Origin of the sequence: Cryobacterium sp. TMT2-10 (genome assembly GCF_004403075.1) — a bacterium.
GTDB classification, from domain to species: Bacteria; Actinomycetota; Actinomycetes; order Actinomycetales; family Microbacteriaceae; genus Cryobacterium; species Cryobacterium shii.
In genome coordinates this window covers 50,111-73,174 of sequence record NZ_SOGW01000088.1, presented here as the reverse complement: position 1 = coordinate 73,174, position 23,064 = coordinate 50,111, and the positions used below count along the sequence as shown (strand labels likewise).

Here is a 23,064-nt window from a genome sequence, read left to right as displayed (position 1 = left end):
CCGCGGCCAGGGGAGGCGGCGTGAGGTGTTAGGGTGAAATCGGAAAAGATTTCCTTTAACAGCCGTCCGGTGAGGCGGGGAAGGAGGTCAGGTTTATGGCACGAACAGTGCTGAACCAGGCTGACATCACGCGAGCGTTGACTCGGATCTCCCACGAGATCCTGGAGTCCAATCGCGGCGCTGACAATCTCGTGATCCTGGGGATCCCCACCCGCGGTGTGGTACTCGCCCAGCGGATCGCGGAGACGATCCGGCGGATCGAACCGGCGGCGACCGGGGTGCGGGTCGGCTCCCTCGACGTCACGATGTACCGCGACGACCTCGCTCACACCCGCACCCGAACCCCCTCACGCACCCACGTCCCTGGGAGCATCGAGGGGGCCACCGTCGTGCTTGTCGACGACGTGCTGTACTCGGGCCGCACCATTCGTGCCGCCCTCGACGCCCTCGGCGACCACGGCCGCCCCACCGTCGTGCGCCTGGCCGTTCTGGTCGACCGCGGGCACCGGGAGCTGCCGATCCGTGCGGACTTCGTGGGCAAGAACCTGCCCAGCTCGACCGACGAACGCATCAACCTGCACCTGCTGGAGGTCGACGGCGACGAATTCGTCAGCATCGACGGCGGAGACGGCCCAGCGCACGTGGGCGCAGAGAACGAGGACGCGTCATGAGGCACCTCCTGTCGACCAAGGACATGAGCCGGGACGACGCGATCACGCTCCTCGACATCGCCGAGGACATGGCGGATGTCGCCGACCGCGAGGTCAAGAAGCTTCCGACCCTGCGCGGCAAAACCGTGGTCAACCTCTTCTTCGAGGACTCGACCCGTACCCGGATCTCGTTCGAGGCGGCCGCCAAGCGGCTCAGCGCCGACGTGATCAACTTCAGCGCGAAAGGATCGAGCGTGTCGAAGGGCGAGAGCCTCAAGGACACGGCCCAGACCCTCGCCGCCATGGGGGCGGATGCCGTCGTGATCCGCCACCCGGCCTCCGGCGCCCCGCACGTGCTCGCCGAAAGCGGCTGGATCGACGCCGGCATCATCAACGCGGGCGACGGGATGCACGAGCACCCGACCCAGGCGCTGCTGGACGCGTTCACCATCCGTCGTCGCCTGCACCAGGGCGGTGCCCGCGGGAAAGGCCTGGACGGCGTCACGGTCACCATCGTCGGCGACATTCTGCACTCCCGGGTCGCCCGCTCCAACGTGTGGCTGCTCACCACGTTGGGGGCACACGTCACGTTCGTCGCCCCGCCCACGCTGCTGCCGATGGACCTGACGGGGTGGCCGGCCGAGGTGGGTTTCGACCTGGACGCCGCGATCGACTCCGGCCCGGACGTGGTCATGATGCTGCGCATCCAGCTGGAACGGATGAACGCCGCGTTTTTCCCGAACAGCCGGGAGTACTCGCGCCGCTGGGGCCTGGACGATGAGCGTTTCGCCCGGCTGGCTCCGACTAGCATTGTGATGCACCCCGGCCCCATGAATCGCGGCCTGGAAATATCTTCAGCGGCGGCCGACTCGGCCGGCTCAACCGTGCGCGAACAGGTCGCGAACGGTGTTTCAGTGCGGATGGCGGCACTGTACCTGCTGCTGTCCGGCGATCGGGAGGATTCATAAATGTCCAGCGAACGCGCTGCCAGCACGCGCTACCTGATCAGGGGCGCCACACTTCCGGACGGAACCGGCACTGACCTGGTGCTCGCCGACGGACGCATCACCGAACTCGGCTCCGGTCTCTCCAGCGCCGGAGCGAGCGTCATCGACGCCGCCGGCCTGATCGCCCTGCCGGGACTCGTCGACCTGCACACGCACCTGCGCGAGCCGGGATTCGAGCAGAGCGAGACCATCCTCACCGGCAGCCGGGCCGCCGCGATCGGAGGCTTCACCAGCGTCTTCGCCATGGCCAACACCTCGCCCGTTCAGGACACGGCCGGGGTCGTCGAGCAGGTCCTCGCCCTCGGCGAACGGGCCGGCTACGTCACCGTGCAACCCATCGGCGCGGTCACCGTCGGACTCGCGGGGGAGCGCCTCGCCGAACTCGGCGCAATGGCGGCCAGCCGCGCCCGGGTACGGGTCTTCTCCGACGACGGCTTCTGCGTGTCGGACCCGCTGCTGATGCGCAGGGCCCTGGAATACGTCAAGGCGTTCGACGGGGTCGTCGCCCAGCACGCCCAGGAACCGAGACTGACCGAGAAAGCTCAGATGAACGAGGGCGCCCTCTCCGGCGAACTCGGGCTGACGGGCTGGCCGGCGGTCGCCGAGGAATCGATCATCGCCCGCGACGTGCTGCTGGCCGAGCACGTGGGGTCCCGCCTGCACGTGTGCCACGTGTCGACGGCGGGCTCGGTCGACGTCATCCGCTGGGCCAAGGCCCGTGGAATTAACGTGACGGCCGAGGCCACGCCCCACCACCTGCTGCTGACCGAAGACCTGGTCGTCGGTTACGACGCCCGGTTCAAGGTGAACCCCCCGCTGCGCCGCCGGGAAGACGTGGAGGCACTGCGCGCCGGCCTCGCCGACGGCACGATCGACATCGTGGCCACCGATCATGCCCCGCACCCAGTGGAGTCAAAGGACTGCGAATGGGATGCCGCGGCGAACGGCATGGTCGGCCTCGAGTCCGCCCTGTCCGTCGTGCACGCGGCCGTGGTCGCCGGCGGACAGCTGGACTGGTCCGACATCGCCCGGGTGCTCTCGGCCACCCCCGCCCGGATCGGCCGCGTGAACGGCCAGGGCCAGGGGCTCGTCGTGGGCGCTCCCGCCGAGCTCACCCTCTACGATCCGTCGGCCAGCCGGGTCTTCGACCGCGAGGACCTGGCCGGCAAGGGCGTCAACTCGCCCTACCTGACCATGACCCTGCCCGGCCGGGTGCACGCCACCTTCCACCGGGGCTACGCCACAGTGCTGGACGGAATGCTGCGGCCGATCGCGGAGATCGCCGCCCACGGGGAGAACGACCGTGGCTAGGACCATCGCCACCGTCATCACCGTCGCGGTGCTGCTCGGCGTGCTCGCGCTGATGTACCGCAGCTGGCGCGGCCGCGGCCGGCGCGACGCGGCACTGCCGGCCGGTTACCCCCTGCCGGTCGACGCCGGCGCCGAACTGGCGTCCGTCGCCGTGTTCTACGTGGCCACCACCCTGCGCGGCCGACCGCTGGAGCGCCTCAACATCAGCGGGCTCGGCTTCCGGGCCAGGGCACGCCTCGCCGTGACCGAGGCCGGCGTCATGCTGGTCCTCGCCGGCGAGGAGACCGTCTTCATCCCCGGCGCCGCGATCCAGGTGCTCGAGGACGCGACCTACGCCATCGACCGCGTGGTCGAGCCGGACGGGCTGCTTCTGCTGGGCTGGCGCCTGGCCGGGCCGACCACCGGCGCGTCCCGGGTGGACGAGCCCCAGACCGTCGACAGCTATTTCCGAGTCCTTGACCCATCCGACCGCGTCAAACTGAACGACGCCATCCGAACCATTGCGGCCGACGCCCTGCGCCCGGCCACGCATGATGAAAGCGAGGCGTAGCGTGAGCAACGCAGCGACCCCCGACCGACCGACTGCCGCCGTACTCGTGCTCGAAGACGGCCGCCGCTACGAAGGCCGGGCCTACGGCAGCCAGGGCCAGACCCTCGGCGAGATCGTCTTCGCCACCGGCATGACCGGCTACCAGGAGACCCTCACCGACCCGTCCTACGCCGGCCAGATCGTGCTGATGACGGCTCCGCACATCGGCAACACCGGCGCCAACGACGAAGACATGGAATCCCGCCGCATCTGGGTCTCCGGTTTCGTGGTGCGCGAGCCGGCCCGGATCGCCTCCAACTTCCGGTCGACCCGCAGCCTGGACGATGACCTCGAGAGCGGGGGAGTCGTCGGGATCAGCGGCATCGACACGCGCGCCATCACCCGCCACATCCGGTCCGCCGGCGCCATGAGAAGCGGCATCTTCTCCGGTGACCGCTTCGCCATTTCCGACGGCGAACAGCTCGAGCTGGTGCGCTCCGGCGCCGCCATGCGCGGCCGCAACCTGTCCGACGAGGTCTCCACCGTTGAGCCGTTCTCGGTCCCCGCGCAGGGGGAACGCATCGGTTCGGTCGTCGTGCTCGACCTCGGCGTCAAGACGTCCACTCTCAACCACCTGGCCGCACGCGGCTTCGAGGTTCTGGTGCTGCCCCAGTCGGTCACCGCGGAGCACGTGCTCTCGCTGAACCCCTCGGCCGTCTTCTTCTCGAACGGCCCCGGCGACCCGGCCGCCTCCGACGCCCACGTGACGCTCCTGCAGGAAATCCTGCGCGCCGGCGTGCCCTACTTCGGGATCTGCTTCGGCAACCAGCTGCTCGGCCGCGCGCTGGGGTTCCGTACCTACAAGCTGCCTTTCGGCCACCGCGGCATCAACCAGCCGGTCCTCGACAAGAGCACCGGCCGGGTGGAGATCACGTCCCAGAACCACGGTTTCGCCGTGGACATGCCGATCGAGGGCGTGCACGACTCCCGCACCGGATTCGGCAAGGTCGAAGTGAGCCACTACAGCCTCAACGACCAGGTGGTCGAGGGCATCCGCTGCCTCGATATTCCCGCCTTCTCGGTGCAGTACCACCCGGAGTCCGCGGCCGGCCCGCACGACGCCGAGTACCTTTTTGATCGGTTCAGGGAAGTGGTGGTCGCTCATCGTGCGGCCGCCGGAGCAGGAGACGCCAAGTAATGCCCAAGCGCGACGACATCAACAGCGTTCTCGTCATCGGGTCGGGACCGATCGTGATCGGCCAGGCCTGCGAGTTCGACTACTCGGGCACCCAGGCGTGCCGCGTGCTGCGGGCAGAGGGAGTCAGGGTCATCCTGGTCAACTCGAACCCGGCCACGATCATGACCGACCCCGACTTCGCCGACGCCACCTACATCGAGCCGATCACCCCGGAGATCCTCGAAACGATCATCGCCAAGGAGCGTCCGGATGCGATCCTGCCCACTCTCGGCGGGCAGACGGCGCTCAACGCGGCCATCCAGCTGCACGAGCGCGGCATCCTGGCCAAGTACGACGTGGAACTGATCGGCGCCTCCTTCGAGGCCATCCAGAAGGGGGAGGACCGCCAGATCTTCAAGCAGCTGGTGCTTGACGCGGGCGCCGGCGTCGCCCGCTCCTACATCGCCCACACGGTCGACGAGGCCGTCGGGTTCGCAGGCGACCTCGGCTACCCCCTGGTCGTTCGCCCCTCCTTCACGATGGGCGGCCTCGGTTCCGGCTTCGCCTACACCGAGCCCGAACTGCGCCGCATCGTCGGCGACGGGCTGCACCAGAGCCCCACCAGCGAGGTCCTGCTCGAGGAGTCCATCCTCGGCTGGAAGGAGTACGAGCTGGAAATGATGCGCGACACCGCCGACAACACGGTCGTCGTCTGCTCGATCGAGAACGTGGACCCCGTCGGCGTGCACACCGGCGACTCGATCACGGTCGCCCCGGCCCTGACCCTGACCGACCGCGAGTACCAGAAGCTGCGCGACATCAGCATCGACATCATCCGCGCCGTCGGCGTGGACACCGGCGGCTGCAACATCCAGTTCGCGATCAACCCGGCCGACGGCCGCATCATCGTGATCGAGATGAACCCGCGCGTCTCCCGCTCGTCCGCCCTGGCCAGCAAGGCGACCGGCTTCCCGATCGCGAAGATCGCGGCCAAGCTCGCCCTCGGCTACCGGCTGGACGAGATCCCGAACGACATCACCGGCGTCACCCCGGCCAGCTTCGAGCCCACCCTGGACTACGTCGTGGTCAAGGTGCCCCGGTTCGCGTTCGAGAAGTTCCCGGCCGCCGACCAGCGCCTGACCACTACCATGAAGTCCGTGGGCGAGGCGATGGCCATCGGCCGCAGCTACACCTCCGCGCTGCAGAAGGCGCTCCGCTCGCTGGAGAAGCGCGGCTCCTCCTTCCACTGGGGTGCCGAGACCCGCACGGTCGAGGAACTCCTCACCGTCGCGGAGGTTCCGACGGACGGGCGCATCGTGACCGTGCAGCAGGCGCTCCGCCGGGGCGCCACGATCGAGCAGGTCTTCGAGGCCACCAAGATCGACCCCTGGTTCATCGACCAGATCGTGCTGATCAACGAGATCGCCGACGAGATCGCGGCCGCCGAGCGGCTCGACACCGACATCCTCCTCCGGGCCAAGGACCACGGCTTCTCCGACGCCCAGATCGGCGAGCTGCGCGGATTCGGCGAAGCGGATGTCCGCACGGTGCGCCACATCCTCGGGGTGCGCCCGGTCTTCAAGACCGTCGACACCTGCGCAGGCGAGTTCCCCGCGCTGACGCCGTACCACTACTCCAGTTACGACCAGGATACCGAGGTCGTGCCCAGCGACCGCAAGAAGGTCGTCATCCTCGGCTCCGGCCCGAACCGGATCGGCCAGGGCGTCGAGTTCGACTACTCCTGCGTGCACGCCTCCTTCGCCCTCTCCGAGGCCGGCTACGAGACGATCATGATCAACTGTAACCCGGAGACGGTCTCGACCGACTACGACACCTCCGACCGGCTCTACTTCGAGCCGCTCACCCTGGAAGACGTGCTCGAGGTCATCCACGCCGAAAGCCGGAGCGGCGAACTCGTCGGCGTGGTCGTGCAGCTCGGCGGCCAGACCGCGCTCGGCCTCGCCAAGGGGCTAGAAGCCGAGGGGATCCCGATCCTCGGCACCACCCCGGCGGCGATCGACCTGGCGGAGGAGCGCGGACTGTTCTCCGGCATCCTCGACCAGGCGGGCCTGCTCGCGCCCCGCAACGGCGTGGCCACCGACTACGCCGGCGCCGTCGTGGTGGCCGAGGAGATCGGCTACCCCGTGCTCGTGCGCCCGAGCTACGTGCTCGGCGGCCGGGGCATGGAGATCGTCTACGACTCCGCGTCACTGGCCGACTACTTCACCCGGATGGCCGGTCAGGGCATCATCGGCCCGTCGCATCCGTTGCTCGTGGACCGGTTCCTCGACGACGCGATCGAGATCGACGTTGACGCCATCTACGACGGCACCGAGCTTTACATCGGCGGCGTGATGGAGCACATCGAGGAGGCCGGGATCCACTCCGGCGACTCGAGCTGCACCCTGCCGCCGGTCACCCTCGGCCGCGCGGAGATCGACCGGGTGCGCGAGGCGACGCTCGGCATCGCCCGCGGCATCGGCGTGCGCGGCCTGCTGAACGTGCAGTTCGCCATCGGCGCCGGCGTGCTCTACGTGCTCGAAGCGAACCCTCGCGCCTCGCGCACCGTGCCGTTCGTGGCCAAGGCCCTCGGCATCACCCTGGCCAAGGCCGCCGCGCTGATCATGGTCGGCAAGACCATCGCCGAACTGAAGGCCGAGGGCAAGCTGCCCCTGATCGACGGCTCCAGGGTGCCGATGGATGCCCCGGTCGCCGTGAAGGAAGCCGTGCTCCCGTTCAACCGGTTCCGCACGCCGGAGGGCCTGGTCGTGGATTCCGTGCTCGGGCCGGAGATGCGCTCGACCGGTGAGGTCATGGGCATCGACCGCGACTTCCCGCGGGCCTTCGCCAAGAGCCAGCTCGCGGCCTACGGCGGAATTCCGCTCACCGGCACCGTCTTCGTCTCGGTCTCCGACCGGGACAAGCGCGCCATCATCCTGCCCATGCTGCGGCTGCAGCAGCTGGGCTACACCATCACGGCGACGGAAGGGACCGCGGAGGTCCTGCAGCGGAACGGCATCCGTGCCGGCATCGTGACCAAGTTCAGTGAGAAGGCCGACGAGGCGGACGTGTCGATCGTGGAACTGATCCGCCGCGAAGAGGTGCAGATCGTCATCAACACGCCCGGCGGCCGCACCGCCCGCGCCGACGGCTACGAGATCCGCGCGGCCGCGGTCGCCGCGGACCTCCCGCTGTTCACCACCATCGCCGAGTTGAGCGCAGCCGTTGCCTCGCTCGACGCCATCCGCGGCGGCTTCGAGGTGACCTCGCTGCAGGAGTACACCACCACCCGGACCAACGCGCTGTGAACGGGGGAGACGGCGCGGCCGGCCCGTCGACCTTCGGCGGGCGGCTGGGGCAGGCCTTCTCGCGCTGGGGGCAGCTGTGCGTCGGGATCGACCCGCACGCCTGGCTCCTGACGGACTGGGGGCTGCCGGACACGGCTGCGGGCGCCGAGTCGTTCGGACGGCAGGTCGTGGCGGCCTCCGCCGGGCAGGTGGGCCTGGTGAAGCCGCAGGTGGCGTTCTACGAGCGGTTCGGCTCGGCCGGCTACGTGGCGCTGGAACGCGTCCTGGCGGACGCCCGTGAGGCCGGCCTGCTCGTGATCGCCGACGTCAAGCGCGGCGACCTGGGCACCAGCGTCGAGGCCTACGGGCAGGCGTGGCTCAGCCCCGGTTCGGCCCTCGAGGTCGACGCCATCACCGTGAACGCCTACATGGGCGTCGGCTCGCTCGCGGAGGTCTTCACCCTCGCCGGTGAAACCGGGAAGGGCCTCTTCCTGCTCGCAGCGACCTCGAACCCGGAGGCGGCGGCCATCCAGCGCGCCGTCGTCGCCGACGGGCCGCAGGCCGGCGTCACCGTCGCGCGCGCGGTCTTCGATGACGTTTCCGGCCGGAATGCGGGCAGTGTCACCGAACTGGGCTCGTTTGGGGTTGTGCTCGGGGCGACCCTGGACCTGGCCACGTTCGGCCTCGATCTGTCGTCGGCACCCGCGACCGGGCTCACGCCCATACTCGCCCCGGGCTTCGGTCACCAGGGCGCGGAGGTATCTAAACTGAGGATCTTGTACGGGGGGTACGCTCGAGGCGTTATCGTGAGTGAATCGCGCAGCGTTCTAGCGGTCGGCCCCGACCGAATCAAAAAGATGATTGCGCGCCGAGTAGTTGAAGCTGGAGCGGCCCGTGGCTGAGAAACGCCCTACCCCACCTGACGTCGACCGGGTTGCAGCCTCGCGCGCAGCCGTGGCGGCCCGCCGAGCGCGCGCCGCCGTTAAAACGCAGATCGCACACGGAAAACGTTCGGCACTCGAAGTGCTGGCTGTGGCCACGGAAAGCCCGGAGGGCATCGAGGGCCGGCTGCGGGTGACGGAATTCCTGGTGAGCATCCCGGCCATCGGCGTCACCAAGATGCACCGCATCATGGAGAAGCTCGAGATCTCGCCATCGAAGCGTTTAGGCGGCCTCGGCAAGCACCAACTCGCCCGGTTGCAGGACTTCCTCACCACCCGCACCACCTCCCGGCGCGGAGAATCCGCCGCCCGCCTGGTTGTTCTCGCCGGACCGACCGCGGTCGGCAAGGGAACCGTTGCCGCCTACATCCGTCAGCACTACCCCGACGTGCACCTGTCAGTGTCGGCGACGACGCGGGCGCCCCGGCCGGGCGAGACCGAAGGCGTGAGCTACTTCTTCGTCGACGACGCCGAGTTCGACCGCATGGTCGATGCCGGGGAACTCCTGGAATGGGCGACCGTGCACAACGCCTACCGGTACGGCACCCCCCGCGGCCCGGTCGACGAAGCCCTCAGCCACGGCGACAGTGTGCTCCTCGAAATCGACATCCAGGGCGCCCGTGCCGTTCGCCGGGCCATGCCGGAAGCCCGGCTTGTCTTCCTGCTGCCGCCCACCTGGGAGGAACTCCTGCGTCGGCTGATCGGCCGGGACACCGAAAGTGGCGCCGAACAGACCCGCCGACTGGAGACCGCCAAGCTCGAATTGGCAGCCCAGGGGGAGTTCGATTTCCGGGTCGTGAACCACGACGTGGCTGAGGCCGCCCGCGAGGTCGTAGACTTGTTGAATCTGCGCAAGGCACCGCCGCTGCCATAGCGCCCGTTTTGTCGTGAATTTCCGCGCCGCGTGACTCACGCGACCACCTGCATCATCTGCCCGCTGCTGCCACGTTTCGCAGCACGAACCGCTCTGAAGGAGTGACACCAATGGCCACCAAGCTCACTGGCATCATTGACCCGCCCATCGACGACCTGCTGACCAAGGTCGACTCCAAGTACGCCCTCGTCGTCTTCGCCTCCAAGCGCGCACGCCAGATCAACGACTACTACGCGGACCTGCACGAAGGCAGCCTCTTCGACAACGTCGGACCCCTCGTCGACTCGACCGTGGAGGACAAGCCGCTCTCGGTCGCCCTGCGCGAGATCAACGAGGACAAGCTCGTCTCCCGCCCCATCGTCGAGTAACACAGCTCGCAGCCAGAGCGCGCAGGATGTCGTCAGGTCGTACGGTCGTCGTCGGGATAACCGGCGGCATCGCCGCATACAAGGCCGTCAACGTCGTGCGCGCTTTTGTGTTGCGGGGAGACACCGTGCACGTCGTGGCCACGCCGGCGGCCCTGCGGTTCGTGGGCAAGCCCACCCTGGAGGCCATCTCCCGGAACCCCGTGCACACGGACCTGTATGAGGGCGTGGCCGAGGTGCGGCACGTGGCGATCGGGCAGTCCGCCGACCTGATCGTCGTGGCACCGGCCACGGCGAACAGCATCGCGAAGCTGGCCGCCGGTCTCGCCGACGACCTGCTCGGAAACACCATCCTGGCCAGCACCGCCCCGCTCGTGATCGCGCCGGCCATGCACACGGAAATGTGGAACAACCCGGCCACCGTCGCCAACGTCGCGACCCTGCGCGCGCGCGGCGTCACCATCGTCGGGCCCGGCACCGGCCCGCTGACCGGGTCAGACACCGGGGCCGGCCGGATGGCCGAACCGGACACGATCGTCGCCGCGGCACTCGCCGCCCTGGCCGCGACTGAGAACGGCCGCCCGCAGTCGGACCTCGCGGGGAAGCGCATCGTGATCACCGCCGGCGGCACCCGGGAACCGCTCGACCCGGTGCGCTTCCTCGGGAACCGCTCCAGCGGCAAGCAGGGCGTAGCCCTGGCGGAGGCCGCCGCGGCACGGGGAGCCACCGTGATCCTGATCGCCGCCAACCTGGAGGTCCCGGCCCCCACCACGGTTCAACTCCTGCTGGTGAGCTCGGCGCTCGACCTGGAACGGGCCGTCACCGAGACAGCCGCCGACGCCGATGCCGTGATCATGGCCGCCGCGGTGGCGGACTACCGGCCGGCGACCGTACGGGCAGACAAGATCAAAAAGGACGACACCGGGGACTCGCTCGTGCTGGAACTCACCCGCAACCCCGACATCCTGGCCGGGCTCGCGGCCGGGAAGAAGCCCGGGCAGGTCCTGATCGGCTTCGCCGCCGAAACCGAGACCGACCCTGACCTGCTTCTCGCCCTGGGCCGGGCCAAGCTCGCCCGCAAGGGCTGCGATTTCCTGGTGGTCAACCGGGTGGGATGGTCGGAGGGATTTGCCTCGGACCGTAACGAAGTCAGGGTGCTCGACAGCGCTGGAGATATAGTGTGTGAGGCCTCCGGAACCAAGATGTCGGTGGCCCAGCGCATCCTTGACCTGATCGCCTGAGCCTGCCGGGCATCCGTTCACGGGTTGCCGGGCTGTTCGCGGCGCCGGAGTCCTCCGGGGCCGGTCGGGTCGGGTTTTTTCACCATGTTCACTTCAACACGTTGTTCACCGGCGTGTTCATCAACAGAGACGGGCCAGATGAGCGATCTTCGCCTCTTCACCTCGGAATCAGTCACCGAGGGTCACCCCGACAAGATCTGCGACCAGATCTCCGACAGCATCCTCGACGCCCTCCTCGCCGAAGACCCGAACAGCCGCGTCGCGGTCGAGACCCTCGTCACGACCGGCCTCGTGCACGTGGCGGGCGAGGTCACCACCGAGGCCTACGTCGAGATCCCGTCGATCGTGCGCAAGTGCATCACCGACATCGGCTACGACTCGTCGGACGTGTGGTTCGACGGCCGGTCCTGCGGTGTGGAGATCTCCATCGGCGGGCAGTCTCCCGACATCGCGCAGGGCGTCGACAACGCCTTCGAGCGCCGGGAAGAGTCGAGCGTCGACGACTTCGACCGTCAGGGAGCCGGCGACCAGGGCATCATGTTCGGCTACGCCACCCGCGAGACGCCCGAGCTGATGCCGATCCCGATCTGGATCGCGCACCGCCTCGCGGAACGCCTGGCCGAGGTGCGCAAATCCGGCGAACTGGACTACCTGCGTCCCGACGGCAAGACCCAGGTCACCATCGGTTACGACGGCATCACGCCGCGGACCGTGCAGACCGTCGTGCTCTCCACCCAGCACTCGCCGTCGGTCTCCAACGAACGGCTGCGCGCCGAGGTCGAAGAACTGGTCATCCGGCCCGTGCTCGCCCGGGTCGAGCTTGATTCCAGCGACCTGAACATGCTGATCAACCCAACCGGCCGCTTCGAGATCGGCGGCCCCCAGGGTGATGCCGGCCTCACCGGCCGCAAGATCATCATCGACACCTACGGTGGCTCGAGCCGGCACGGGGGGGGAGCGTTCAGCGGCAAGGACCCCTCGAAGGTCGACCGGTCCGCCGCCTACGCGATGCGCTGGGTCGCCAAGAACGCGGTGGCCGCCGGACTCGCCGAGCGACTCGAAATCCAGGTCGCGTACGCGATCGGCAAGGCCTCCCCGGTCGGGCTGTACGTGGAGACCTTCGGCACCGGCACCCTCCCGGACCGTGACATCACCGCCGCGATCCGCGAGGTCTTCGACCTCCGCCCGGCCGCGATCATCGCGTCCCTCGACCTGCTCCGCCCGATCTACCTGCAGACGGCCGCCTACGGCCACTTCGGCCGGGAACTGCCCGACTTCACCTGGGAGCGACTCGACCGGGTCGACGACCTGCGAAGCGCAGCCCGGCTGTGACCTGCCATGTTGTGACCAGCCGTGTTGTGACCAGGCCGGAGCGGCGCCGACGACAGGGACGCTGACGGTGACCCGCGCCGGCCTCGTGGCACGCGTGCTGATCGATTCGCCCCTTCCCCAGCTCGACCACCTGTTCGACTACAGCATTCCTCCGGAGCTCGCGGACCTCGCCCTTCCCGGCGTGCGGGTCAAGGTGCCGCTGCGCTCGGCCAGCCGGGTCGCCGAGGGCTACCTGATCGAGGTCCTGGGCGCGCCGGAACAGGCGCAGGCCGAGGCCGGTGCCGAGTTCCAGGGCGCGCTCAGCCCCATCGACGGCGTGGTCTCCGCGGCCCAGGTGCTGACCCCGGCGGTCTGGCAGCTGGCCCGGCGACTGGCCGACCGGGCCGCCGGGAACGCGAGCGACATCATCCGTCTCGCCGTGCCGCCGCGGCAGGTGCGGGTGGAGAAGGCGTGGCTGGCCGCGCGAGCGGCGGCCGGGGCCGACGCCGTGCCGGGCGACGCTTCGAGCGCAACGGATACCGTTGCGTTCTTCACCGACTACCCCCAGGACTCACTCGGCCCGCCCGTGCTGGCCCGGCAGCGGCTCTGCGTCGCCGCAGTGCCCGACCTCGTGCCGCTTCCGGACGGACGCACCATCGGGCTCTGGGCGCGGACCATGGCTGAGCTGGCCGTGGCGACCCTGGCCGCCGGCCGCAGCGCGGTGCTCGTCGTTCCGGACTACCGCGACCAGGACCAGGTGCAGGCGGCCCTCGACCAGCTTGCCCCGACCGGCTCCGTCAGCCGGGTCGACGCCCGTCAGCCGAACCCGGACCGGTATCGGGCGTTCCTGGCCTGCCTCGAGCCGGCGCCGCGGATCGTGCTCGGCAACCGGTCCGCGGTCTACGCGCCCGCCCATGACCTCGGCCTGATCGCGCTCTGGGACGACGGGGACCCGCTGCACAGCGAACCGCTCAGCCCCTATGTGCACGCCCGCGACGCCTCCCTCGTGCGCCAGGGGCAGGCCGACTGCGCGCTGGTGTTCCTCGGCCACTCCCGCACAGTGGAGGTGCAGCGCCTGGTCGAAATCGGCTGGCTGACCGAGGTGCACCCGGCCCGGAACCGGCATCCCCGGGTGATCCCCACCGACTTCCAGTCGGAGCCCGACCCGCAGGCGCGGGCCGCGCGCATCCCCACGGCCGCGTGGCTGGCCGCCAAGGAGGCCGTCAAACACGGCCCCGTCCTGGTGCAGGTGGCCAGCCCGGGCTACGCACCCATGCTCGCCTGCCAGAGCTGCAAGAAGTCCGCCCGCTGCACCACGTGCCAAGGCCCGCTGGGCCTGGCCTCGGCTTCGGCCACCCCGTCGTGCCGCTGGTGTGGCGCCCTCGCGGCGGACTGGGCCTGCGTGCACTGCGACGGCCGGAGCCTGCGGGTGGTCACCCTGGGCACCGGGCGCACCGCCGAGGAACTCGGCCGGGCGTTCCCCGGCGCACGGGTGATCGTGGCCGACGGCGACCATCAGCTGCAGCAGCTGGGGGCCGAACCGGCCCTGGTGATCGCCACCCGCGGGGCGGAGCCCATCCCGACCGGCGGCTACCGAGCCATCCTGCTGCTGGACGGCGAACGGATGCTCGCCCGCGAGTCCCTGCGGGTCGGGGAGGACTGCCTCCGCTGGTGGTCCAATGCCGCCGCCCTCGCGGGACCGGGCGCCCCGGTGATCCTGGTCGGGGTCGGCGGGGTCCTGGCGCGGTCGCTGAACAACTGGCAGCCCGAGGCTCTCGCCGCGGCGGAATTGTACGACCGGCGCCAGCTGCGATTCCCGCCCGCGGTGCGCGTCGCATCCGTCACCGGCACCGCCGCGGACGTCGCCGTGGCCGTGGTCGACCTGGCCGGGATGGACGGCGTGGACGTGCTCGGCCCGGTCAGCACGGAGCCTGGCAGTGCGGGGCCGGGTAGCACGGGGGCGCCGCTCGTGCGCGCCATCGTGCGCTTCGCGTACGGCAGCACCGGCGACGACGTGGCCCGGCTCCTCAAAGCCGCCATCGTGCGCAATGCGGCCCGGCGTCGGCGCCCCAAGGGGGCAGCGTTCCGCCCCGCGCCTACACTCAAAGTACGATTCGATGACCCGGAGCTGCTCTAAATGAAACTCGTCTTCGCCGGCACGCCCCAGGCGGCCGTGCCCAGCCTGGTGCTGCTGAACGATTCCCGCCACGAGATCGCGGCCGTCATCAGCCGGGCGGATGCCCCGCTCGGCCGTAAACGCCTGCTCACCCCCTCGCCAGTGGCGCAGGCCGCCGAGGAGCGCGGGCTGCGCCTGCTGAAGGCAAACCGCCTCGACGCGTCCGCGACCGAGGAGATCGCCGCCCTGCAACCCGATCTCGGGGTGATCGTGGCCTACGGCGGACTCGTCCGCGAGCCGCTCCTGTCGGTGCCCAGACTGGGCTGGATCAACCTGCACTTCTCCCTCCTACCGCGCTGGCGCGGCGCGGCGCCCGTGCAGTGCGCCGTCATCGCCGGGGACGAACTCACCGGTGCCGCCGTGTTCCAGCTGGTGCCCGAGCTCGACGCCGGCCCGGTGTTCGCCCAGTCGTCCGAGACGATCGGCGCGGATGCCACCTCCGGCAGCCTGCTCGCGGGCCTCAGTGAGAGCGGCGCCCGGCTGCTGCTGCAGGTGATCGATGACCTCGAGGCCGGCGTCGTCTCACCGGTGGCCCAGGTCGGCGAGGTCACCCTCGCCCCCAAACTCACCCTCGCGGATGCCCGCATCGACTGGTCCGCATCGGCGCAGGCCGTGTACAGCCGCGTGCGCGGCGTCACCCCGGAGCCCGGCGCCTTCACGGAGCTCGCCGGCGCCCGCCTCAAACTTCTCGACGTGGCCCCGGCCACGGGGGCCGAGCCGCACCCCGCAGGCCTGATCCGAGAGATCGACAAGAAAGTGCTGATTGGAACGGGAACGGAGCCCCTCGAGCTCGTCACCGTGCAACCGGCCGGAAAGAAACCAATGAAGGCAGTCGACTGGTGGCGTGGAGTAGCGGCGACGGAGGTGGTCGCCTCATGAGCGACGAGCTTAACCGTGACCGGAGGCAGGAACCGCGCCGCCAGGAGCGTCGGCGGGAGCGGGCCCCCACCGACTTCGTGCAGCCGGCCCGCCGGGTCGCCTACGAGGTGATCGCCGCAGTGCGGGAATCCGACGCCTACGCCAACCTGCTGCTGCCCACCCGCATCAAACGGGCGGCCCTGAACACCGCGGATGCCGCGCTGGCCACCGAGCTGACCTACGGAACCCTGCGGATGCAGGGGTTCTACGACCGGGTGATCGCCGAGGCGGCCGGTCGCCCGGTCACCGCGATCGACCCGGCCATCCTCGACGTGCTGCGCCTGGGCACGCACCAGCTGCTCGCCACCCGGGTGGCGACCCACGCGGCCGTCAATGAGTCCGTCGAACTGGCCCGCCAGGTCGGGTCCCGCGCGGCCACCGGGTTCACGAACGGGGTGCTGCGCACCATCTCCCGTTCCACCCCCGAGGAGTGGCGCGACCGCGTCCTCGCCGGGGCCACCGGCGAGGACGACCGGCTCGCCGCGGAGCACTCGCACCCGGTCTGGGTGGTGCGGGCGTTCCGGCAGTCCCTGCGCCTCGAAGGGCGCGAGGCCGAGCTGGAAGACCTCCTGATCGCCGACAACGCCGCACCCCGGGTGAACATGGTGGCCCTGCCCGGCCTGAGCAACACGGAGGACACCGAGGGTCTCGGCGTCGCCAACGCGTTCTCGCCGGCCGGCTTCGTGCTCGCCGGCGGCGACCCCCTGCACATAATGCAGGACAGCGACGGCCGCGTCCGGGTGCAGGACGAGGGTTCCCAATTGGCCGCCCTCAGCCTCAGCCGGGCCCGGCCGATCGCACCGGGAGAGCGTTGGCTCGACCTCTGCGCGGGCCCCGGCGGCAAGGCCGCGCTGCTGGCCGCCGAAGCGCTGGGCGGGGGAGCCCACCTCGTCGCCAACGAACTCGTCCCGGCCCGGGCCACACTCGTGCGCAAGGCTCTGGCCGCCGTCCCGACCGATGTGGCGGTCTGGGAGCAGGACGGCACCACCTTCGCCGACGCGCACCCCGAGGAATTCGACCGGATCCTCCTCGACGCTCCGTGCACCGGGCTCGGCGCGCTGCGCCGCCGCCCGGAAGCGCGCTGGCGCAAGCAGCCCAAGGACGTCGCCGAGCTCTCCGACCTGCAGTCCGGCCTGATCGACGCGGCCCTCGGCGCCCTCAAGCCCGGCGGCATCCTCGCCTACGTCACCTGCTCGCCGCACATCGCGGAAACCCGCGGGATCGTCGCGTCCGCCCTCAAGAAGTGGGGCGACCGGGTACACACCCTCGACACTGCCGCCGTGCTGCAGGGGCTGAGCAGCTCCGAGCTTGACCTCCCCGACGACGGCCACAGCGTGCAACTCTGGCCGCACCGCCACGGCACCGACGCCATGTTCATCACGCTGCTCGAGCGCACCGCATAGCCGGTGCCTCCGGCTCGATCCGGTGCACCGGTGTCGAACCAATTCGACGGAGATTCTGGTCTAAAACCGTGTTTTCAGGTGTGTTTGGGGCCGATTCCGGCAAAATCTCCGTCGAATTCGTTCGGGCGGGTCGGGCGGGTCGGGCGGGTCGGGCCCGCCTGGATTTGCGCCGCTGCGAGGGCCGGGACCCTCCGCCACTCCAGAGTGGCTCACCGCAGTAGGGTGAAAACATGGTCACCAGGATTAACCCCAGCATTCTCGCCGCCGATTTCGCCAATCTCGAACGTGACCTCGGCCGCATCCGCTCGGCTGACCTGGTGCACGTCGACATCATGGACAACCACTTCGTGCCCAACCTGACGTTCGGGCCGCCCGTGGTCGACCGGCTGGCGCAGGTGTCCCCGCTTCCGTTCGACCTGCACCTGATGATCGAAAACCCGGAACTCTGGGCACCGGGTTACGCGGAGGCCGGGGCGTTCTCGGTCACCTTCCACGCCGAGGCCACCACCAACCCGGTCGCCCTGGCCCGGAGGCTCCGCCAGATCGGCGCCCGGGCCGGCATCGCCCTCAAGCCCGGCACGGCCATCGAGCCCTACCTCGAGCTGCTGCCCGAGTTCGACCAGGTGCTGATCATGACCGTCGAACCCGGCTTCGGCGGCCAGAGCTTCATGCCCTCCACCATGCGCAAACTCCGCACCCTGTCCGAGGCCGTAAATAAGACCGGCCTGGACATCTGGCTGCAGGTCGACGGCGGAATCACCGAGGAGACGATCGTGATCGCCGCCGAGGCCGGGGCCAACACCTTCGTGGCGGGCTCCAGCGTGTTCAACTCGCCCGACCCGGCGAAGCAGATCGCCCTGCTGCGCGCCGCCGCGAACGAACACCCGCACGCGCACTAGTACCCTAGACAGGTGAAGACTTTCGACGACCTGTTTGCTGAACTGAGCGACAAAGCCCGGACTCGGCCGGAGGGCTCGGGGACCGTGCGCGAGCTCGATGCCGGCGTGCATGCCATCGGCAAGAAGATCGTGGAGGAAGCCGCCGAAGTCTGGATGGCTGCCGAGTTCCAGAGCGACGACGAGGCGGCGGCCGAAATGAGCCAGCTGCTGTACCACGTGCAGGTGATGATGCTGGCGAAGGGGCTCACCCCCGCCGACGTCTACCGGCATCTGTAGCAGCCGATCGTTTCCGAGCCCGCAAAGATTCTTCCAAACGCAGAGAGTGATCCCATGCTGAGAATTGCCGTGCCCAACAAGGGCTCGCTGTCCGAAACCGCCGCCCAGATGCTGCACGAGGCCGGCTACACCGGTCGCCGTGACCCGCGCGACCTCGTGGTCTCCGACCCGCTGAACGACGTCGAGTTCTTCTACCTGCGCCCGCGGGACATCGCGACCTACGTCGGCTCCGGCGCCCTCGACGTGGGTATCACCGGCCGCGACCTGCTGCTCGACTCGCGCTCCACCGCCCAGGAGATCGCCAGCCTCGACTTCGGCGACTCCACGTTCCGCTTCGCCGGACCGGCCGGCCGCTTCTCCACCCTGGCCGACCTGTCCGGACTGCGCGTCGCGACGAGCTACCCCGGACTGGTCGAGACCTTCCTCGCCGGGCACGACGTCGAGGTGCACCTGGTTCCCCTCGACGGCGCCGTCGAGTCCGCCGTGCAGCTGGGCGTGGCGGATGCCGTCGCCGACGTGGTCTCCACCGGCACCACCCTGCGCAAGGCCGGCCTGGAGATCTTCGGCCCGGTCATCCTGCAGTCCACCGCCGTGCTGATCAGCTCCGAAAACGACAAGCCCGGCATCGCGACCCTGCTGCGCCGGCTGCAGGGCGTGCTCGTCGCCCGCCAGTACGTGCTGATGGACTACGACATCCCCCTGACGCTCCTCGACGACGCCTGCCTGCTGGCGCCCGGCATCGAGTCGCCCACGGTGTCGTCCCTGCACGACCCGGACTGGGTGGCCGTTCGGGTGATGATCCCGCGCCTGAACACGAACCACGTCATGGACGCCCTCTACGAGCTCGGCGCGCGCGCCATCCTGATCAGCGCCATCCACAACGCCCGCCTCTGACGCGGTCGGTCGGCAAACGGTAACGGAGAACAAAAACGTGACTCTCTCGGTGCGGGTGATTCCCTGCCTCGACGTGGCCGACGGCCGCGTGGTCAAGGGCGTGAACTTCCAGAACCTCCGTGACGCCGGCGACCCGGTCGAACTCGCCCGCCGCTACTACGAGCAGGGCGCCGACGAACTCACCTTCCTCGACGTGACCGCGACCGTCGACAACCGCGCCACCACCTACGACGTGGTTCGGGCCACCGCGGAACAGGTCTTCATCCCGCTCACGGTCGGCGGCGGCATCCGCAGTGTCGAGGACGTGTCGCGTCTGCAGGCCAGCGGGGCCGACAAGGTCGGCGTGAACAGCGCCGCCATCAGGCGCCCGGCCCTGATCGGCGAGATCGCCGACCGGTTCGGCTCCCAGGTGCTCGTACTCTCGCTCGACGTCAAACGCAGCGGGCGAACGGAATCCGGTTTCCTCGTCACCACTCACGGCGGTCGCACCGAAACCGACCTGGACGCGCTCGCCTGGGCGCGCACGGCCATCGAGCTGGGGGTGGGCGAACTGCTCGTGAACTCCATCGACGCCGACGGCACCAAGGCCGGGTTCGACCTCGAACTGATCACGCTGATGCGGGAGCTGAGCGCCGTGCCGGTGATCGCGTCGGGCGGGGCGGGGAAGGTCGAGGACTTCCCCCCGGCCATCGCGGCGGGAGCGGACGCCGTGCTCGCGGCGTCCGTGTTCCACAGCGGCCAGTTGACCATCGGCGACGTCAAGCAGGAACTGCGGCGCGCCGGAATGCCGGTGCGCTGACATGCCGCGCCCCACCCGATCCGAAACGGCCCCGCAATGACCGACCAGTCGTCGACCCCCCAGCTCTCCGCCCCGGACGAGGCCCTCCAACGCGCCGTCTTCAACTCCGACGGACTGCTGCCGGCGGTGGTGCAGCAGTGGGACACCGGCGAGGTGCTGATGCTGGGCTGGATGAACCGGGAGGCCATGCGCCGCACCCTGACCGAAGGGCGCGTGACCTTCTGGTCCCGCAGCCGCCAGGAATACTGGCGTAAGGGCGACACGTCCGGGCACGGCCAGTACGTGAAGTCCGCCGCGCTTGACTGCGACGCCGATACCCTCCTCGTGCAGGTAGACCAGGTCGGAGCGGCCTGCCACACCGGCACCCGCACCTGCTTCGTGGGCCGGGGCATCGAGGTCGTGGCCGGCGCTCGCCCGAGCCGGCCCGCCGGGTCCATCGAAAACGCCGACCAGCCGAAGGAATGACCATGGCAACGGATGACACCAGCCCCGCCGGTTCCACGGCGGCCGCATCCACCACGCCGGAGCGGTTCTCCGCCCTCCTGACCGAGCACCGCGTGATCCCCGTGGTACGCGAACTGTTCGCCGACGGGGAGACCCCGGTCGGCATCTACCGCAAGCTGGCGGCCGGCCGGCCGGGCAGCTTCCTGCTCGAGTCCGCGGAGCAGGGCGGCATCTGGTCGCGGTTCTCCTTCGTGGGAGTGTCCTCCTTCGGTGTACTCACCCAGCAGGGCGACGAGGCCCGTTGGCTCGACTACGGCATGTCGGCCGCCCGCGCGCTCGGCGACGTCGTCGACCTCGGACCCTTGGCGGCGCTGGCCGCGCTCCACGCCCGGTGGGAGACGCCGAAAATGCCGGGGCACCCGCCCCTCACCGGCGGTCTGGTCGGTTTCATCGGCTGGGAGGCGATCCGGCAGATCGAGCACCTGCCGAATCGCCCGCCCGCCGACTACGAGGTGCCGGGCCAGGCCTTCAGCTTCGTGGCCGACCTCGTCGTGATCGACCACAAGTACGGCACCGTGCAGTTGATCGCCAACGTGCTCAACGACGGGTTCGACACCCCGGACGTCCTGTGGGCGTCGGCGCAGCACCGTCTGGATGCGCTGCAGACACGGCTGGCCGAGCCCTCGGAGGCCTGGCTGGCCGAGGTCGACCTGTCCACGCCCGCCAGCCCCGCCAACCGCACGAAGCGGGAGGATTTCCTCGCCTCGGTCGACGTCGCCAAGGACCACATCGTCGCCGGCGACGTGTTCCAGGTCGTCATCTCCCAGAGGTTCGACCAGGAATGCACGGCCGACCCGATCGACGTGTACCGGGTGCTGCGCAGCCTCAACCCGTCCCCGTACATGTACCTGCTCAGCCTCGAGTCACCGGCCGGGGACGGCTACTGGATCGTCGGTTCCTCCCCGGAGGCACTCGTCAAGGTGCAGAACGACCGGGTCTTCACTCACCCCATCGCCGGCTCGAAGCCCCGCGGGGCGACCCCGGAAGCCGATGCCGCATTCGAGACAGAGCTGGCCGGCGACCCGAAGGAACGCGCCGAGCACCTGATGCTCGTCGACCTCGCCCGCAACGACCTGCTCAAGGTGTGCGCCGCCGGCTCGGTGGAGGTCACCGAGTTCATGCGGATCGAACGGTTCAGCCACATCATGCACCTGGTGTCCTCGGTGGAAGGCAACCTGCTGCCGAACCGGTCGGCCATCGACGTGTTCCGGGCCACCTTCCCGGCCGGCACCCTCTCGGGGGCGCCGAAACCGAGGGCGCTGGAGATCATCGACGACCTCGAACCGGCCCAGCGCGGCGTGTACGGGGGAGTGGTCGGCTACTTCGGCTTCGCCGGCGACGCGGACCTGGCCATCGCCATCCGCACCGCCACGATCATGAACGGCGTCGCCCGGGTGCAGGCCGGCGGTGGCCTGGTCGCCGATTCCGACCCCGCCTCGGAGTACCAGGAATCGCAGAACAAGGCCGCCGCCCCGCTCCGGGCCGTCGCCGTGGCCAACGCGATGAAGAGGGTGCGCTAGATGCCCTCTTCCCGGCGGCTCAAGCTCGCCCACGTCCTGGTCGTGCTGCTGGCCAGCGGACTGGCCCTGCTCGCCTGGACGCAGACCTGGGTGAACGCCGTCGTGGCACAGTCCGGCACCGCCCGGCAGAGCCTCGAGGTGACGGGCGCGACCGCGTCGCCGGCACTCACCGCCCTGGCCATGGCCGGGCTCGCCCTCGCCGGCGCCCTCACGATCGCCGGCCCGGTGATCCGGTTCGTTCTGGGCCTCCTGGAGGTGCTGCTCGGGCTCTCCGTTTTTCTGGCGGCGCTCACCGCAGTCACCGGTCCGGCCGCGGCCAGCGCGGGTGCCATCACCAAGGCCACCGGGGTCTCGGGCAGGGAGTCCGTCCTGGACGGGGTGGTCTCCGCAGTAGCGACGCCGTGGCCGTACCTGGCGCTGCTCGCCGGCGTCGTGATGGCCGCCGTGGGCGTCAGCGTCCTGGTCACCGCCCGCCGCTGGCCCGGACCGACGACCCGCTACCAGGCCGTGCGCTTCGCCCCGGCCGATTCCACCGGCGGGACGGACGCCGCGGCCGCCGGCGTCGACACCGGGCACGACGCCGTCGACGACTGGGACGGCTTGAGCCGCGGAGAAGACCCCACGGCACAGCGCTGACTCCGGTGCCGATCGAGACCTGAATCGCCGCAGCGCGAAGCTGCACGAGAAGGCCGGGGAACCCTGAGGCCGCTAGACTTGTTTTGCCCGTCAACGCACAAAAGGAGAACCATGAGCTTCGAATCGGTAGACCCTGGCGAAGGCCATTCGATCGCCGCCTGGACCGCCGTGACCATCATGCTGCTGGCCATCGCGATCGGGACCGTCGCGTTCTTCCTCGCGGTGGAATGGCTCGTCTGGGCATCCGCCGGTCTTCTGGTCGTCGGTCTGCTCACCGGCTGGGTGCTCGCCAAGGTCGGCTACGGCGTGGCCGAGCACGAGTCCTCGCACCAGGGTCACTAGTCGA

Annotated in this window: 22 protein-coding genes; all 22 read left to right on the top strand. The window is 69.7% G+C overall.

From position 1 onward, the window contains the following. The first annotated feature begins 95 nt into the window (after positions 1–95). The 22 genes from pyrR to E3T37_RS10125 all read left to right on the top strand — a co-directional run bounded on the left by pyrR (position 96) and on the right by E3T37_RS10125 (position 23,060). Positions 96–671 (top strand): bifunctional pyr operon transcriptional regulator/uracil phosphoribosyltransferase PyrR, encoded by a 576-nt coding sequence (gene pyrR / locus E3T37_RS10230; protein ID WP_134366681.1) that lies wholly within the window; start codon positions 96–98, stop codon positions 669–671. Continuing rightward, positions 668–1,618 (top strand): aspartate carbamoyltransferase catalytic subunit, encoded by a 951-nt coding sequence (locus tag E3T37_RS10225; RefSeq protein WP_134366680.1) that lies wholly within the window; start codon positions 668–670, stop codon positions 1,616–1,618. Before pyrR ends, E3T37_RS10225 begins: the two co-directional genes overlap by 4 nt. Further along, positions 1,619–2,968, top strand: coding sequence for a dihydroorotase (locus E3T37_RS10220; RefSeq protein ID WP_134366679.1), 1,350 nt, complete (start codon positions 1,619–1,621; stop codon positions 2,966–2,968). Next, on the top strand, positions 2,961–3,518 hold the full coding sequence (locus E3T37_RS10215; RefSeq protein ID WP_134366678.1) for a hypothetical protein: 558 nt from the start codon (positions 2,961–2,963) through the stop codon (positions 3,516–3,518). The genes E3T37_RS10220 and E3T37_RS10215 overlap by 8 nt, the downstream gene beginning before the upstream one ends. Beyond that, the gene (gene carA / locus E3T37_RS10210) at positions 3,502–4,695 is read left to right on the top strand and encodes a glutamine-hydrolyzing carbamoyl-phosphate synthase small subunit (RefSeq protein ID WP_134366755.1); all 1,194 of its coding nucleotides are present in this window, start codon (positions 3,502–3,504) and stop codon (positions 4,693–4,695) included. The genes E3T37_RS10215 and carA overlap by 17 nt, the downstream gene beginning before the upstream one ends. After that, positions 4,695–7,982 (top strand): carbamoyl-phosphate synthase large subunit, encoded by a 3,288-nt coding sequence (gene carB, locus E3T37_RS10205; protein WP_134366677.1) that lies wholly within the window; start codon positions 4,695–4,697, stop codon positions 7,980–7,982. The genes carA and carB overlap by 1 nt, the downstream gene beginning before the upstream one ends. After that, the gene (gene pyrF / locus E3T37_RS10200; RefSeq protein WP_174235667.1) at positions 7,979–8,863 is read left to right on the top strand and encodes an orotidine-5'-phosphate decarboxylase; all 885 of its coding nucleotides are present in this window, start codon (positions 7,979–7,981) and stop codon (positions 8,861–8,863) included. The genes carB and pyrF overlap by 4 nt, the downstream gene beginning before the upstream one ends. Continuing rightward, positions 8,856–9,776, top strand: a complete 921-nt coding sequence (gmk, locus tag E3T37_RS10195; protein ID WP_134366676.1) for a guanylate kinase — start codon at positions 8,856–8,858, stop codon at positions 9,774–9,776. Before pyrF ends, gmk begins: the two co-directional genes overlap by 8 nt. Positions 9,777–9,886: 110 nt before the next feature. Beyond that, positions 9,887–10,144 (top strand): DNA-directed RNA polymerase subunit omega, encoded by a 258-nt coding sequence (gene rpoZ / locus E3T37_RS10190; protein WP_134366675.1) that lies wholly within the window; start codon positions 9,887–9,889, stop codon positions 10,142–10,144. A gap of 26 nt (positions 10,145–10,170) precedes the next feature. After that, the gene (coaBC, locus tag E3T37_RS10185) at positions 10,171–11,382 is read left to right on the top strand and encodes a bifunctional phosphopantothenoylcysteine decarboxylase/phosphopantothenate--cysteine ligase CoaBC (RefSeq protein ID WP_134366674.1); all 1,212 of its coding nucleotides are present in this window, start codon (positions 10,171–10,173) and stop codon (positions 11,380–11,382) included. Between the two features lie 138 nt (positions 11,383–11,520). Beyond that, positions 11,521–12,714, top strand: a complete 1,194-nt coding sequence (gene metK / locus E3T37_RS10180) for a methionine adenosyltransferase (protein ID WP_134366673.1) — start codon at positions 11,521–11,523, stop codon at positions 12,712–12,714. Between the two features lie 67 nt (positions 12,715–12,781). Next, on the top strand, positions 12,782–14,830 hold the full coding sequence (locus tag E3T37_RS10175; RefSeq protein WP_134366672.1) for a primosomal protein N': 2,049 nt from the start codon (positions 12,782–12,784) through the stop codon (positions 14,828–14,830). Continuing rightward, positions 14,831–15,748, top strand: coding sequence for a methionyl-tRNA formyltransferase (fmt, locus tag E3T37_RS10170; RefSeq protein ID WP_134366671.1), 918 nt, complete (start codon positions 14,831–14,833; stop codon positions 15,746–15,748). It abuts the gene before it with no gap. Next, positions 15,745–17,190, top strand: coding sequence for an RsmB/NOP family class I SAM-dependent RNA methyltransferase (locus E3T37_RS10165; protein WP_134366670.1), 1,446 nt, complete (start codon positions 15,745–15,747; stop codon positions 17,188–17,190). The genes fmt and E3T37_RS10165 overlap by 4 nt, the downstream gene beginning before the upstream one ends. Before the next feature lie 230 nt (positions 17,191–17,420). Next, positions 17,421–18,089 (top strand): ribulose-phosphate 3-epimerase, encoded by a 669-nt coding sequence (rpe, locus tag E3T37_RS10160; RefSeq protein WP_134366669.1) that lies wholly within the window; start codon positions 17,421–17,423, stop codon positions 18,087–18,089. A gap of 12 nt (positions 18,090–18,101) precedes the next feature. Beyond that, positions 18,102–18,365: a phosphoribosyl-ATP diphosphatase gene (locus E3T37_RS10155; RefSeq protein ID WP_134366668.1), complete on the top strand. Its 264-nt coding sequence runs from the start codon at positions 18,102–18,104 to the stop codon at positions 18,363–18,365. 54 nt (positions 18,366–18,419) lie between these two features. Then, positions 18,420–19,259 carry an ATP phosphoribosyltransferase gene (hisG, locus tag E3T37_RS10150; RefSeq protein ID WP_134366667.1) on the top strand — a complete coding sequence of 280 codons (840 nt, stop codon included), beginning with the start codon at positions 18,420–18,422 and terminating at the stop codon, positions 19,257–19,259. 37 nt (positions 19,260–19,296) lie between these two features. After that, positions 19,297–20,058: an imidazole glycerol phosphate synthase subunit HisF gene (hisF, locus tag E3T37_RS17035; protein WP_134366666.1), complete on the top strand. Its 762-nt coding sequence runs from the start codon at positions 19,297–19,299 to the stop codon at positions 20,056–20,058. A 36-nt stretch (positions 20,059–20,094) separates the two neighbouring features. Next, the gene (gene hisI / locus E3T37_RS17030; protein ID WP_134366665.1) at positions 20,095–20,523 is read left to right on the top strand and encodes a phosphoribosyl-AMP cyclohydrolase; all 429 of its coding nucleotides are present in this window, start codon (positions 20,095–20,097) and stop codon (positions 20,521–20,523) included. Continuing rightward, positions 20,520–22,082, top strand: coding sequence for an anthranilate synthase component I (locus tag E3T37_RS10135; protein ID WP_370262440.1), 1,563 nt, complete (start codon positions 20,520–20,522; stop codon positions 22,080–22,082). The genes hisI and E3T37_RS10135 overlap by 4 nt, the downstream gene beginning before the upstream one ends. Continuing rightward, the gene (locus E3T37_RS10130) at positions 22,083–22,718 is read left to right on the top strand and encodes a Trp biosynthesis-associated membrane protein (RefSeq protein ID WP_134366663.1); all 636 of its coding nucleotides are present in this window, start codon (positions 22,083–22,085) and stop codon (positions 22,716–22,718) included. It begins immediately after the preceding gene. Between the two features lie 111 nt (positions 22,719–22,829). Continuing rightward, a complete protein-coding gene (locus E3T37_RS10125) occupies positions 22,830–23,060 on the top strand; it encodes a DUF6704 family protein (protein ID WP_134366662.1) in 231 nt (76 codons plus the stop codon). The last annotated feature ends 4 nt before the right edge of the window (positions 23,061–23,064 follow it).